The sequence below is a fragment of the Streptomyces sp. NPDC048504 genome (assembly GCF_043200035.1).
In the GTDB taxonomy this organism is placed as follows: Bacteria; Actinomycetota; Actinomycetes; order Streptomycetales; family Streptomycetaceae; genus Streptomyces.
In genome coordinates this window covers 470,538-483,964 of sequence record NZ_JBICXA010000007.1, presented here as the reverse complement: position 1 = coordinate 483,964, position 13,427 = coordinate 470,538, and the positions used below count along the sequence as shown (strand labels likewise).

At 70.3% G+C, this 13,427-nt stretch carries 12 protein-coding genes; 7 read left to right on the top strand and 5 right to left on the bottom strand.

Annotation, left to right across the window (positions count from 1 at the left end):
- Window positions 1-2: 2 nt before the first annotated feature.
- A complete protein-coding gene (locus ACGFY9_RS20525; RefSeq protein WP_393755905.1) occupies window positions 3-1,619 on the bottom strand; it encodes a carboxyl transferase domain-containing protein in 1,617 nt (538 codons plus the stop codon).
- 118 nt (window positions 1,620-1,737) lie between these two features.
- On the opposite strand from ACGFY9_RS20525, the gene ACGFY9_RS20520 reads away from it, so the two are divergent.
- From ACGFY9_RS20520 to ACGFY9_RS20505, 4 genes are all read left to right on the top strand, one after another.
- On the top strand, window positions 1,738-2,340 hold the full coding sequence (locus ACGFY9_RS20520; RefSeq protein ID WP_393755903.1) for a TetR/AcrR family transcriptional regulator: 603 nt from the start codon (window positions 1,738-1,740) through the stop codon (window positions 2,338-2,340).
- Window positions 2,341-2,573: 233 nt separating this feature from the next.
- Entirely contained in the window at window positions 2,574-3,731 is a 1,158-nt protein-coding gene (locus tag ACGFY9_RS20515) for an acyl-CoA dehydrogenase family protein (RefSeq protein WP_266768942.1), read from the top strand.
- 35 nt (window positions 3,732-3,766) lie between these two features.
- Window positions 3,767-4,639: an acyl-CoA thioesterase gene (locus ACGFY9_RS20510; RefSeq protein WP_393755901.1), complete on the top strand. Its 873-nt coding sequence runs from the start codon at window positions 3,767-3,769 to the stop codon at window positions 4,637-4,639.
- A gap of 4 nt (window positions 4,640-4,643) precedes the next feature.
- Complete coding sequence (locus ACGFY9_RS20505; protein ID WP_393755899.1) at window positions 4,644-5,615, top strand: cation diffusion facilitator family transporter; 972 nt, start codon at window positions 4,644-4,646, stop codon at window positions 5,613-5,615.
- A 48-nt stretch (window positions 5,616-5,663) separates the two neighbouring features.
- Here the strand turns inward: ACGFY9_RS20505 and ACGFY9_RS20500 are convergent, their stop codons facing one another.
- Window positions 5,664-6,455, bottom strand: coding sequence for a phosphatase (locus ACGFY9_RS20500; protein ID WP_393755897.1), 792 nt, complete (start codon window positions 6,453-6,455; stop codon window positions 5,664-5,666).
- Window positions 6,456-6,535: 80 nt separating this feature from the next.
- Entirely contained in the window at window positions 6,536-8,227 is a 1,692-nt protein-coding gene (locus ACGFY9_RS20495; protein WP_393755896.1) for a PucR family transcriptional regulator, read from the bottom strand.
- A gap of 144 nt (window positions 8,228-8,371) precedes the next feature.
- On the opposite strand from ACGFY9_RS20495, the gene ACGFY9_RS20490 reads away from it, so the two are divergent.
- The 3 genes from ACGFY9_RS20490 (at window position 8,372) to ACGFY9_RS20480 (ending at window position 12,609) form a co-directional block, all read left to right on the top strand.
- Complete coding sequence (locus tag ACGFY9_RS20490) at window positions 8,372-9,838, top strand: sodium:solute symporter (protein WP_393755894.1); 1,467 nt, start codon at window positions 8,372-8,374, stop codon at window positions 9,836-9,838.
- Window positions 9,839-9,911: 73 nt separating this feature from the next.
- The gene (gene speB, locus ACGFY9_RS20485; RefSeq protein WP_393755892.1) at window positions 9,912-10,880 is read left to right on the top strand and encodes an agmatinase; all 969 of its coding nucleotides are present in this window, start codon (window positions 9,912-9,914) and stop codon (window positions 10,878-10,880) included.
- A gap of 43 nt (window positions 10,881-10,923) precedes the next feature.
- Window positions 10,924-12,609: a thiamine pyrophosphate-binding protein gene (locus ACGFY9_RS20480; protein ID WP_393755890.1), complete on the top strand. Its 1,686-nt coding sequence runs from the start codon at window positions 10,924-10,926 to the stop codon at window positions 12,607-12,609.
- Between the two features lie 13 nt (window positions 12,610-12,622).
- Here ACGFY9_RS20480 and ACGFY9_RS20475 read toward each other — a convergent pair whose 3' ends face one another.
- Together ACGFY9_RS20475 and ACGFY9_RS20470 are read right to left on the bottom strand one after the other, a co-directional pair.
- Window positions 12,623-13,066, bottom strand: coding sequence for a type II toxin-antitoxin system VapC family toxin (locus tag ACGFY9_RS20475; protein ID WP_393755888.1), 444 nt, complete (start codon window positions 13,064-13,066; stop codon window positions 12,623-12,625).
- On the bottom strand, window positions 13,063-13,362 hold the full coding sequence (locus ACGFY9_RS20470; RefSeq protein ID WP_393755886.1) for a hypothetical protein: 300 nt from the start codon (window positions 13,360-13,362) through the stop codon (window positions 13,063-13,065). Before ACGFY9_RS20470 ends, ACGFY9_RS20475 begins: the two co-directional genes overlap by 4 nt.
- Window positions 13,363-13,427 lie beyond the last annotated feature (65 nt).

Below are 13,427 nucleotides of genomic sequence, written 5' to 3'. Positions count from 1 at the left end.
CATCACATCCGGAAGACGCCGAACTGGGGGTCTCCCAGGGGCGCGTTGGCACAGGCGGTCAGGGCCAGACCCAGCACCTGGCGGGTCTCCATCGGGTCGATGACCCCGTCGTCCCAGAGGCGGGCGGTGGCGTAGTAGGCGTTGCCCTGGCGCTCGTACTGCTGCCGGATCGGGTCCTTGAAGGCGTCCTCGTCCTCGGCGGGCCACTCCTCCCCGCGCCCCTCCAACTGGTCCCGCTTCACCGTCGCGAGGACCGACGCGGCCTGCTCGCCGCCCATGACGGAGATCTTGGCGCCGGGCCACATCCACAGGAAGCGGGGGGAGTACGCCCGGCCGCACATCGAGTAGTTGCCCGCGCCGTACGAACCGCCGACCACCACCGTCAGCTTCGGCACGCGCGCGCAGGCGACGGCGGTGACCATCTTGGCGCCGTGCTTGGCGATGCCGCCCGCCTCGTAGTCCTTGCCGACCATGAAGCCGGAGATGTTCTGGAGGAACACCAGGGGGATGCCGCGCTGGTCGCACAGTTCGATGAAGTGGGCGCCCTTCTGGGCGGATTCGGAGAACAGGATGCCGTTGTTGGCGACGATGCCGACCGGGTGGCCGTGGACGCGGGCGAAGCCGGTGACCAGGGTCTGCCCGAACTCGGCCTTGAACTCGGCGAAACGGGAGCCGTCGACCACGCGCGCGATGATCTCCCGTACGTCGTAGGGGGTACGGGAGTCGACCGGGACGGCGCCGTAGATCCCGTACGGGTCGACCTTCGGCTCCACCGACTCGGTGACCTCCCAGGGGAGGGCCCCGCGCGCGGGGAGCGTGGCGGCGATGGTGCGGACGATCCGCAGCGCGTGCGCGTCGTCCTCCGCGAGGTGGTCGGTGACGCCCGACACGCGTGCGTGGACGTCGCCGCCGCCCAGTTCCTCGGCGGTGACGACCTCGCCGGTGGCGGCCTTCACGAGGGGCGGTCCGCCCAGGAAGATCGTCCCCTGGTTGCGGACGATGACGGCCTCGTCGCTCATGGCAGGGACGTAGGCCCCACCGGCGGTACAGGACCCGAGAACAGCCGCGATCTGGGGAATCCCCGCCCCCGACATCCGGGCCTGGTTGTAGAAGATCCGCCCGAAGTGCTCGCGGTCCGGGAACACCTCGTCCTGCATGGGCAAAAACGCGCCCCCGGAGTCGACGAGATAGATACAGGGGAGGCGGTTTTCGAGGGCGATCTCCTGGGCGCGCAGATGCTTCTTCACGGTCATCGGGTAGTACGTCCCGCCCTTGACCGTGGCGTCGTTCGCGACGATCACGCACTCGCGCCCGCTCACTCGCCCGATCCCGGCGATGACACCGGCGGCGGGGGCGGCCCCGTCGTACATGCCGTCGGCGGCGAGGGGAGCCAGCTCCAGGAAGGGCGAGCCGGGGTCGAGCAGCGTGTCGACGCGGTCGCGGGGGAGCAGCTTGCCGCGCGCGGTGTGCCGGTCCCGGGCCCGCTCACCGCCGCCGAGCCGGGCCGCGGCGAGCTTCTGCCGCAGCTCCTCGCCCAGCGCGCGGTGCGCCGCCTCGTTGGCCCGCCACGCCTCCGACGCGGGATCGGCCGCGCTCGTCAGCTCCGGTGCCTCTTGCATTCTGTGGGTCCCCTCGCACAGCGATCGGTTGCTCTCGACTACTGACTCGACTGTTAATGAGCGTTAACCATTTCCTTCAGGTTAACGACCGCTAACCTCCCTGTCTAGAATTGCTTCCATGACCACGAGAACCGACGCCCCCACCCGCCGCGAACAGATCCTCAAGGAGGCCGCGCGGCTCTTCGCCGAGCGGGGATTCCACGGCGTCGGGGTCGACGAGATAGGCGCGGCGGTCGGCATCAGCGGGCCCGGCCTGTACCGCCACTTCCCTGGCAAGGACGCGATGCTCGCCGAGCTGCTGGTCGGCATCAGCGGCCAGCTCCTCACGGGCGCGAAGCGCCGCCTGGCGGAGGCGGAGGGGGTGACCTCCGCGGAGCTGCTCCTCGACTCGCTTATCGAGGGCCACATCGACTTCGCCCTCGACGACCGCCCCCTGATCACCCTCCACGACCGCGAGCTGGACCGACTCCGCGACACGGACCGCAAGCTGGTGCGTCAACTCCAGCGCCAGTACGTCGAGTTGTGGGTGGAGGTCGTACGGGAGGTGTATCCGGAGCTGGCCGAGCCCAGTGCGCGGTCGGCGGTGCACTCGGTGTTCGGGCTGCTGAACTCGACTCCGCATCTGGGGCGGCCTGGGTCGCTGCCCGGGCGGGGGGCTACGGCGGAGTTGTTGCATCGGATGGCTAGGGGGGCGTTCGGGGCGGCGGCTTCGGCGGGGTGACGGGGGCGGTATCAGGCTGTGGCTTCGGCGGGGTCCGGGGCGGAGCCCCGTGTCGGGGCCGCTTGGCCTACCGAGTCGGGCGGGCGGGTGGGCACATGCGGGTCTGTGAGCGGAGCGACAGCGTGATGAGCGTTACGTGCCCATTCCGCTGGACGCTCCCCCTACTCGCCGGTACCGTGATGTTCTGAGCAAGCGCTTAGACATGGACCCTGGGCTAGCTGGAGGTGGCGGCGGTGCGCCGTACGGTGTTTGACGAGGACCACGAGGCGTTCCGGGAGACCCTCCGGGCCTTCATCGAGGCCGAGGTCGTCCCCGTCTACGACGAGTGGTTCGCGGCCGGCCAGGCGCCGCGCGACTTCTACTACAAGCTCGCCGAGCTCGGCGTCTTCGGCATCCGCGTGGACGAGGAGTACGGCGGCGCGGGCATCGACTCGTACAAGTTCGAGGCCGTCCTCTATGAGGAGACCGCGCGCGCGGGTGTCTCCTTCGGCGGCTCCGGTGTGCACGTGCTGCTCGGCCTGCCCTACATCAAGCTGCTCGCCACCGACGAGCAGAAGAAGCGTTTCCTGCCGAAGTTCGTCTCCGGCGAGGAGATGTGGGCGATCGCGATGACCGAGCCGGGCACCGGCTCCGACCTCGCGGGCATGAAGACCACCGCCAAGCTCTCCGAGGACGGCACGCACTACGTCCTCAACGGCGCCAAGACCTTCATCACCGGCGGCGTGCACGCCGACCGCATGATCGTCTGCGCCCGCACCTCCCCGTCCACCAAGGAGGACCGCCGCCACGGCATCTCCCTCTTCGTGGTGGACACCAAGGCCGAGGGCTACTCGGTCGGCCGCAAGCTCGACAAGCTCGGCCTGAAGACCTCCGACACCGCCGAGCTGGCGTTCGTCGACGTGAAGGTCCCGGCCGAGGACCTCCTCGGCGAGGAGAACAAGGGCTTCTACTACCTCGGCCACAACCTCGCCTCCGAGCGCTGGGGCATCGCCTTCGGCGCGTACGCGCAGGCCAAGGCCGCCGTCCGGTTCGCCAAGCAGTACGTCCAGGAGCGCGTGGTCTTCGGCCAGCCCGTCGCCGCGTTCCAGAACACCAAGTTCGAACTGGCCGCCTGCCAGGCCGAGGTGGACGCCGCCGAGGCCGTCGTCGACCGCGCGACCGAGGCCCTGGACGCCGGTGAGCTGACCCCCGCCGAGGCGGCCAGCGCCAAGCTGTTCACCACCGAGGTCGCCCACCGCGTGATCGACCGCTGCCTCCAGCTGCACGGCGGCTACGGCTTCATGAACGAGTACCCGATCGCCCGCCTGTACGCGGACAACCGCGTCAACCGCATCTACGGCGGCACCAGCGAGATCATGAAGACGATCATCGCGAAGGACATGGGCCTGTAAGGTCCCCGAAATTACCGGCCAGTAGAAAAGGTGCCATGAGCCAGGCACTTCAGTCTCTCCTCGATCTGCTCGACCTTGAGCAGATCGAGGAGAACATCTTCCGCGGCCGGTCCCAGGCCGCCGTCGTCCCCCGCGTCTTCGGCGGACAGGTGGCGGCCCAGGCCCTCGTCGCCGCCGGGCGTACGGTCCCCGAGGACCGCCTCGCCCACTCCCTGCACGCGTACTTCCTGCGCCCCGGCGACCCCGGCGCGCCCATCGTCTACACCGTCGAGCGCATGAACGACGGCCGCTCCTTCAGCGCCCGCCGCACCGTCGCCGTCCAGCACGGGCAGCCGATCTTCGCCCTGTCCGCGTCCTTCCAGAAGCACGAGGACGGCTTCGAGCACCAGGCCCCCATGCCGGCCGCCCCCGACCCGGTCACGCTGCCCACCTCGCAGGACCGGCTGCGCGGCTACGACCACATCGCCCCCGAGGTCGTGGAGAAGTTCCTGGAGGCCCGCGAGGCCATCGACCTGCGCTACGTCGAGGAGCCGCCGTACGGCAAGTTCGGCGAGCCCCGCGAACCGCACTCGCAGGTCTGGTTCCGCACCAACGGCAAGCTCGCCGACGACCCCCTCCTCCACGTAGTACTCGCGACCTACGTCTCCGACATGACCCTCCTCGACTCGATCCTCCTCGCGCACGGCCGCGGCGGCTGGGCCGTAGGGGACGTCGTAGGGGCCTCCCTCGACCACGCGATGTGGTTCCACCGGCCGTTCCGCGCGGACGAGTGGCTGCTCTACGACCAGGAGTCGCCGTCGGCGTCCGGAGGGCGGGGGCTCGGGCAGGCGCGGATCTACACGCAGGACGGCCAACTGGCCATCTCCGTCATTCAGGAGGGCGTGGTCCGGGTTCCTCGGGAACACTGAGGGCATGGCAGAAACAGAGGAGGGTGACGGTGGCGGCGAGTCCACCGTCACCGTAATTGTCGCGGCCGTCGCCAACCTGGGCATCGCGCTCGCCAAGGCGGTCGCCGGCGTCATCAGCGGCTCCAGCGCGATGCTGTCGGAGGCCGCGCACTCCGTCGCCGACACGGTGACCGAACTCCTCCTCCTGACCGCCCTCAAACGCAGCGGGAAACCCGCCGACGAGGAACACCCCCTGGGCTACGGCCCCGAGCGCTACATCTGGGCGATGCTCGCCGCCGTCGCCACCTTCGTCGGCGGCGCGGTCTTCTCGATCTACGACGGCGTCCACACCCTCGTCGCCGGCGAGGACCTCGGCGACCCGCTGATCTCCTACATCGTGCTCGGCGTCGCCTTCCTCCTGGAGGGCTACTCCCTGCGGACGGGCGTACGCCAGGCGCGCGGCGAGGCGGCTCGCTTCGACGCCTCCTTCAAGCGGTACCTCCGCTACACCCCCGACACCGCCGTGAAGGCCGTAGTCCTGGAGGACTCCGCCGCCCTGGTCGGCCTGGTCCTCGCGGCCGGCGGCCTGCTCGGCGGCCAGCTCACGGGTTCCGGCGTCTGGGACGGCATCGCCTCGCTGTGCATCGGCGCCCTGCTGCTCTGCGTCGCCTGGGTGCTGGGCCGCTCCAACGCGGAACTCCTCATCGGCCGCCGGCTCCCCAAGGCCATGCGGGACCGGATCAAGGAAGAGCTGCTCGGGGTCGAACACATCGAAGCCGTACTGGAGTTGACGACCCTCGTGCAGGGCCCGCGCGAGGCGCTGGTGGCCGCGAAGATCGACTTCCGGGACAGGTCGAGCGCTGCGCAGATCGAGTGGGCCTGCGAACAGGCCGAACAGCGACTGCGCGAGGCGTTCCCGTCGGTGAACCGGGTGTACCTGGACCCGACACCGGGGTACGCGCAGCGCCGGGCGGAGGGGCTCAACCCCTGGCCGTGACAGGAGAGTCGAGCCCAATCGAGCCAGGAGTCCGGCCGAGCCAGGTGCTCAGGACGACAGTCCGGCCTCCGCCAGCAGATACGCCGTCATCGGGTCGTAGTACCTGGGGCTGACGACGTGGTCGTCGAGGGGGACCGCCACCTGGACGGTGCCCTCCGACTCGGCGAGGAAGAGCGCCGGGTCGTTCGAATCGGCGTAACCGACGGAGTCGATGCCGTGCCGCCCCGCGTAGCCCGCCCAGCCGTGGTCGGCGACCACCAGGTCCGGCAGCGGGCGGCCCTCGCGCTCCAGGGCGGTGAGGATCGCCTTCATCGGCTCACCGGAGTGCGTGTGCCAGAGCGTGGCGCCGTGCTCCAGGACGGCCACGTCCGCGAACTGCATGACGTACCCCTCCTCCGTCTGCAGCCCGTCCGGGATCACGACGATCTCGCAGCCGGCCGTGCGCAGGGCGGCGGCCGTGGCATGGTGCACGTCCAGCAGACCACCCGGGTGACCGGTCGCGAAAAGCACCCGCTGCCGCCCGTCGGCCGCCTTGCGCAGCCGCGCCGCCAGCCGGTCGAGACCCTCGACCGTCAGCTCCGGGTCGATGGTGTCCTGGCCGTAGCGGTACTCGGGATCGTCGTTCACACCCACCCGCTCCGCCATCACCGCGAGCACGTCCTGCTCGTCGGTCCAACGGCTGCCGAACTCCAGGCCGAACCAGTAGTGGCGATCGCCGTTCGCGAGCTTGCGGTAGTGCGAGAGGTTGTTCTCACGGGGCGTGGCTACGTCGCCCGCGATACGGGTCTTCACAAGGTGATCGACGAGCTCGGCGCGGCTGGGAGTCCCGGGTATCGGCATGGTTCCCATTGTGAAGCAGAGAGTTGTGCGCGTGCCCGACGTCCCGAACGCTGGGATGTGGATCACTCCCACTGGGTCACTCAGAGGTGACGCAGGCCGAACCACAGCTCCATCCGTACGTCCGGATCGTCCAGGTCCGTCTCCAGCAGCGCCGCGCACCGGGCGATCCGCTGCCGCACGGTGTTGCGGTGCACGGCCAGGGCGACCGCCGTACGGTCCCAACTCCCGTGCAGGGAGAGCCAGGTGCGCAGGGTCTCGGTGAGCGCGGGGTGGGCGGTGAGCGGGGCGAGCAGGGTGCGGGCGTGCGCCTCGGCCTCGTCGTGCGGTACGAGTTCGTCGAGACCGGCGCGGCCGGAGGAACCGTGTCGTACCAACGGGGCACGGGTCGCACGGGCGCGGGCCAGGGCACGGGACGCCTGGGTGTCGGCGGCGGGCCACTCCTCGGGAGTGACGGGGGCGCTGACCCCTAGGGTCCAGCCGGGTTGCGGGGCGGGTTCGCGATCGGCGGGGAGGAGCACCCGTACGACCTCCGGTGTCCGGTCGATCAGCGTGGAACCGAGGGCGGCGCCCAGCGCGGACGCGGCGACGGGGTCGGGCGCGGGCGTGTCCGGTCGTGCGTGCACGACGACCCACCGGTCCCCGCCGAGCAGCGACGCGACGTCCTCCGGCGCGGCGCCCAGCAGCAGCCGTACGAGCGCCGACGAACGGTCCGCTCCCGTGCGGCTCTGGTGCTCGCCGGTGAGGAGGGAGAGGAGTACGGCGGCGACGGAGGCGATGGTGTGGTCGCCGGGGGCGCGCCGCGGGGCGGCGACCCCCAGGACGAAACCCTGACCGGTACCGAGGGCGTACGCGGCGAGGTGGGCGCCGGGGACGGTGTCGGTGGCGGAGGTGGGGGCGGGGCGGTTCGGGGGCGTGCCGTCGAGGGAGGTGGAGGTGGAGGACTTAGAGGGTGTGGTGGGAGACGTAGGGGATGAGGCGGGGGACCTACGGGATGAGGCGGGGGACGAAGTGGGAGCGGCCGGGGGCCGGACCACCCGGGCCAGCTCCGCCAACGCCTCCCGCACCTTCGCGCCGCTCGCCTCCGCGCCGACCGCTCCCGCTCCGCGTCCCGCCCACGTACCCGTCGAACCCGTCCTACCTCCCGCCTCCGCCCCCGTCGCTCCAACTCCCCCGGCACCCCGCCCCGCCCCCGCGATCTCCGTCCCGTCAGGACCGAACAGCACCGCGCGCCCGCCGACCCGCTGGGCGAGCTGTCGTAGTACCGAAGGGACCGGATCAGGGCGGGAGGCCGCTGCGGCGAGGCTCTGTTGGGCCTCGGTGACGCGGCGGAGTTCGGCGAGGCGGGCCTGGGCCATCAGCTGCCAGACCGCGCGGGCCACGCGGGAGAACGGGGTGGGCGGCGGGACTTCCAGTAGGGGGAGGTCGTAGTGGTCGCAGGCCGCGACCAGGGCGCGCGGCACCGTGTCGTGGACCGGTGCGACGCCGAAGCCGAGGGCCACGCCGCCCGCCTCGACGATCCGGGCGACGTAGTCGTCGAAGTACGTGCCCGAGCCGGCCGCGTCCGGGATGTGGACCCCCGCGGTGAGGAGCAGTTCGCCGCCCAGCAGGTACGGATACGGGTCCGGCATCTCCGACGTGTGCGCCCAGTGGATCGCGATGCCGGGGTCGGACGGCCCGGCGATCTGCCGCAGCCCCAGGTCCTCGCGGGCCAGGAGGGCGGAGAGAAGCACGGGTGGGGTGGGTGGTGTGGGCGGAACCGTGAGGTCCGGCATGGTGGACGTTTCCTCCATTGCCTCGGGCTCGAATGGATGAAACGTACACTTCGCAGCCGCTTTCCGGCCACCTAGGGTCAGTCGCGACGCAAGCCACCCCGAGACCCCGGGACGACCCCGAGAGTGCGCGAAGGAGGCCCCCACATGGCCGTCGACTACACCGTGATCGTCGTCTACCTGGCCGGCATGCTGGCCATGGGCTGGTGGGGCATGCGCCGCGCCAAGTCCAAGAGCGACTTCCTGGTCGCGGGCCGCCGCCTGGGCCCGGTCATGTACTCCGGCACCATGGCCGCGATCGTCCTGGGCGGCGCGTCCACCATCGGCGGAGTCGGTCTCGGCTACCAGTACGGCCTCTCCGGCGCCTGGATGGTCTTCACCATCGGCCTCGGCCTGCTAGCCCTCTCCGTGTTCTTCTCCGCCCGCATCGCCCGCCTGAAGGTGTACACCGTCTCCGAGATGCTCGATCTCAGGTACGGCGGCCGCGCGGGGGTCGTCTCCGGCATCGTCATGTGGGCGTACACCCTGATGCTGGCGGTCACCTCGACCATCGCCTACGCCACGATCTTCGACGTCCTCTTCGACATGAACCGCACCCTCGCGATCGTCCTCGGCGGCTCGATCGTCGTCGCGTACTCGACGCTCGGCGGCATGTGGTCCATCACGCTGACGGACATGGTGCAGTTCGTGGTGAAGACGATCGGCGTGCTGCTCCTGCTCCTGCCGATCGCGGTCGTCAAGGCCGGCGGCTTCAGCGAGATGAGGGCGAAGCTGCCCACCGGGTACTTCGACCCGCTGGGCATCGGCGGCGAGACGATCTTCACCTACGTCCTGATCTACACGTTCGGCATGCTCATCGGCCAGGACATCTGGCAGCGCGTGTTCACGGCGGGCAGCGACAGGACCGCCAAGTGGGGCGGCACGGTCGCGGGCACCTACTGCCTCGTCTACGCCGTCGCGGGCGCCGTCATCGGTACGGCGGCCAAGGTCCTCTACCCGAACCTCGGCAGCCCGGACGACGCCTTCGCGACCTTCGTCAAGGACGAACTCCCGGTCGGGGTGCGGGGGTTGGTGCTCGCCGCCGCCCTGGCCGCAGTGATGTCCACGTCGTCCGGCGCGCTGATCGCCTGCGCCACGGTGGCCAACAACGACATCTGGTCGCGGCTGCGGGGCGCCGTACGGCGGGAGGACGACGAGGAGCGTGACGAGGTGCGCGGCAACCGTGCCTTCATCCTCGTCATGGGCGTCGCGGTGATCGTCACGGCGATCGCGCTCAACAACGTCGTCGAGGCGCTGACCGTGGCCTACAACCTCCTCGTCGGCGGACTCCTCGTCCCGATCCTCGGTGGCCTGCTGTGGAAGCGCGGCACCGCACAGGGCGCGCTCGCCTCGGTGATCGTCGGCGGCCTCGCGGTCGTCGGCCTGATGGCGGGCTACGGCATCCTCGCCAACGAGCCTGTGTACTACGGCCTGTTGCTGTCTCTGGCCGCCTATGTGACCGTCTCCCTCGCCACGCCGGCGACCGACGCGGCCGTACTCGCCGCGTGGCGGGACCGGCTCGCGGGGCGCGGCGCACCCGAACGCGCGTCCGAGCCCGTCGCCGCCCACCAGTAAAGTCGTAGTCAGGTGTACAAACCCGCAGGAAAAATCCCATACGCGACGAAGCGTAGGAAAGAAGGCAGTGCCCATGACCAGCAACGAGACGCCCCGCGGCCCGGTCGACTCCTCCCGCACCCCGCGGTACGCCGGACCCGCGACCTACGCGCGGCTGCCGCGTCTGGACGAGGTCGGCACCGCGGACGTGGCGGTGGTCGGGGTGCCGTTCGACGCCGGTGTCTCGTACCGGCCGGGCGCGCGCTTCGGCGGCAACGCGATCCGCGAGGCGTCCCGGCTGCTGCGGCCCTACAACCCGGCGCAGGACGCGTCCCCGTTCGCGCTCGCGCAGGTCGCGGACGCCGGTGACATCGCGGCGAACCCGTTCAACATCAACGAGGCCGTCGAGACCATCGAGGCCGCGGCGGACCAACTCCTGGGCACCGGCGCGCGGTTGATGACCCTGGGCGGCGACCACACCATCGCGCTCCCGCTGCTGCGTTCGGTCGCGAAGAAGCACGGCCCGGTGGCCCTGCTGCACTTCGACGCCCATCTCGACACCTGGGACACGTACTTCGGCGCCGAGTACACCCACGGGACGCCGTTCCGCAGGGCGGTCGAGGAGGGCATCCTCGACACGGAGGCGCTCTCGCACGTCGGTATCCGCGGTCCGCTGTACGGCAAGCAGGACCTCAAGGACGACGAGAAGATGGGCTTCGGCATCGTCACCTCGGCGGACGTCTACCGCCGGGGCGCCGACGAGGTCGCCGACCAGCTGCGCCAGCGCATCGGCGACCGCCCCCTGTACATCTCCATCGACATCGACTGCCTCGACCCGGCCCACGCGCCCGGCACCGGCACGCCCGAGGCCGGCGGCATGACCTCCCGCGAACTTCTGGAGATCCTGCGCGGCCTGGCATCCTGCAACCTGGTGTCGGCGGACGTCGTCGAGGTGGCACCGGCATACGACCACGCCGAGATCACGTCGGTGGCCGCGTCGCACACCGCGTACGACCTGATCACGATCATGTCCCGGCAGATCGCGGAGGCGCGCAACTCGTAACACCGGCCGGGCAATTGGTGACTCGTAGGGAGACAGAGAGCAAGTGACGCACGACCACGACCTGGAACTCCGCCCGACGGCCGCGCAGATCACCGCCGCCCTGAACCCGCCCCCCGGGCGCAACGGCGGCGACCTGGTCGTGGAGACCCTGGCCGGGCTCGGCGCGACAACCGTCTTCGGTCTGCCGGGCCAGCACGCGCTCGGCATGTTCGACGCGCTGCGCCGCTCCGACCTGCGCTACATCGGCCTGCGGGTGGAGAACAACGCCGGGTTCGCGGCGGACGCGTACGGCCGCATCACGGGCGAGGCGGCACCGCTGCTGCTGTCGACGGGCCCGGGCGCGCTGACGTCGCTGGCGGCGCTCCAGGAGGCGAGGGCGGCTTCGGCGCCGGTGCTGGCGATCAGCAGCCAGATCCCGACGGCGGGTCTGGGCGGTGGCAGGCATGGGTATTTGCATGAACTGCCCGACCAGTCGGCCTCGTTCAGGGGCGTGGTGAAGTCCGTCCACACGGTCCGTGCCCAGTCGCAGATCCCGTCCGCGATCGCGGAGGCGTGGAAGTCGGCGCTGACGGCTCCGCACGGCCCGGTGTGGGTGGAGATCCCCCAGGACGTGCTGCTGGCTCCGACCCTGCTCCCGGTGGTGACGGCGGTGGACGCGACACCGGAGGACGTCCTCCCGCGCCCCGAACTGACCGCCGTAGCAGCCGACTTGCTGTCGCGCGCGGTGCGTCCCGCGATCATCGCGGGCGGGGGAGTCGTACGGGCGGACGCGTCGAAGAAGCTGCGGCAGTTGGCGGAGAAACTCCAGGCGCCGGTGGTGACGACGCCGGGTGGCAAGGGCGCGTTCCCCTGGACGCACCCGCTGTCGTTGCAGTCGTGGCTGGAGGACCGCCATACGACGGACTTCCTGGAGGACGCGGACGTAGTACTGGTAGTTGGCTCGGGTCTGGGTGAACTCTCCTCCAATTACCACACGTTCAAACCACGAGGGCACGTCATCCAGATCGAGGCGGACCTCGGCAAACTGGAGTCGAACCACCCGGCGTTGGGCATCCACGCGGACGCGTGGCACGGGCTGCAGGCGCTGCTGGAGACGGTGACGGAGCGGGCGGACACTTCGGCGCCGGTGCGGGTGGGGGAGCTGCTGGGTAAGGTCCGCGAACGCATCGCGTCCCAGGAACTGACCCTGGAACAGGGCGTGTTGGAGTCGGTACGCAGGGCCCTGCCGCCCAACTCCCCGTCCTTCTGGGACATGACGATCCTCGCCTACTGGGCCTGGTCGGCCTTCGACGCGAAGGGCCCCAACCACCTCCACTCCGCCCAGGGCGCCGGCGGCCTCGGCTACGGCTTCCCGGCGGCACTGGGCGCGGCGGCCGCCGACCCGACGCGTCCGGCGCTGGCGGTGTCGGGGGACGGCGGTGCGCTGTACTCCATCGCGGAGCTGGCCACGGCCAAGCAGTACGACCTGAACGTCACCTGGCTCATCGTCGACGACGGCGGCTACGGCATCCTCCGCGAGTACATGACGGACGCGTTCGGCGAGGCCACGGCGACGGAACTGACCCGGCCGGACTATGTGGCACTGGCGGAGTCGTTCGGGGTACGGGGGGTGCGGACTTCGCCGGAGGCACTGGAGTCGGACCTCGCGAAGGCGTTGGGGGAACCGGGGCCGTCCGTGGTCGTACTGCCGGCTGTGTTGCGGATGTTCGCGGCTACGCATTTGGGGTGAGGGCGCTGCTCGACTACGGGAGCACCTTCAGCGGTGCCTCGGTCGGTGTCCTGAGCGCGATGACATTTCGGTAGTGATGGTCGAAGGCGAGTACAACCGGCTCGGGCAGAGACCATGCCAGAACGGCGTTGACCGCGTCGGTCATGCCGATAGCGTCATGATCCGCGTACGTACGCATCAAACGCTCGGCCTCGCTCAAGATCGGCCAGCCCACGGTCGCGAGTGTGAGCCGATCAGTGCTCGCCCAGGCGCGCATGCTGGCCAGAGCGTCCGCTGCCGCTTTGCCGCTGATCTTCGTCGTCAGGTGGTAGTCCAACTCGGCCAGAACCATCGGCGACACCACGAGCCGGTCGACCAGGGAGAGGGCCTGTACGGAGGACTCATGGTGAGCGTCCTTCCGGTTGTAGACAGCGAGGAGGACCGACGTGTCCGCGACGCCGAACAGATGACGCTTCAACGGCCACCTTCCCCGAACACGTCCTCGCCGGATCGGGCGGCCAAGTCGGAAGGTCCGTCGAACATCGCCCGCGCCAGAACGGCCATCGCCTCCGAGTCCTCTCCCAATGAAGAGGAGAAGGACAGCGGGACGCCACGCGCGATGTGGTCCAACGCCACTTCCTCGGGCGTACGTCCCTCCAAGAGGGCGAGCGTGCGCAGCACTTCGGCCTGGTCACCGGTGTAGGTGAGCGTCACCGTGACGACGTCGTCCGGCGTGGCCGGTCGGTCCGGCGGGGGAACGGAGGCGTCGGCCACGGGGATCTCCTCGTATGCGCTGCGAGATGCGATGTACGGCGATTTCAACGGTATCGGCCGTATCG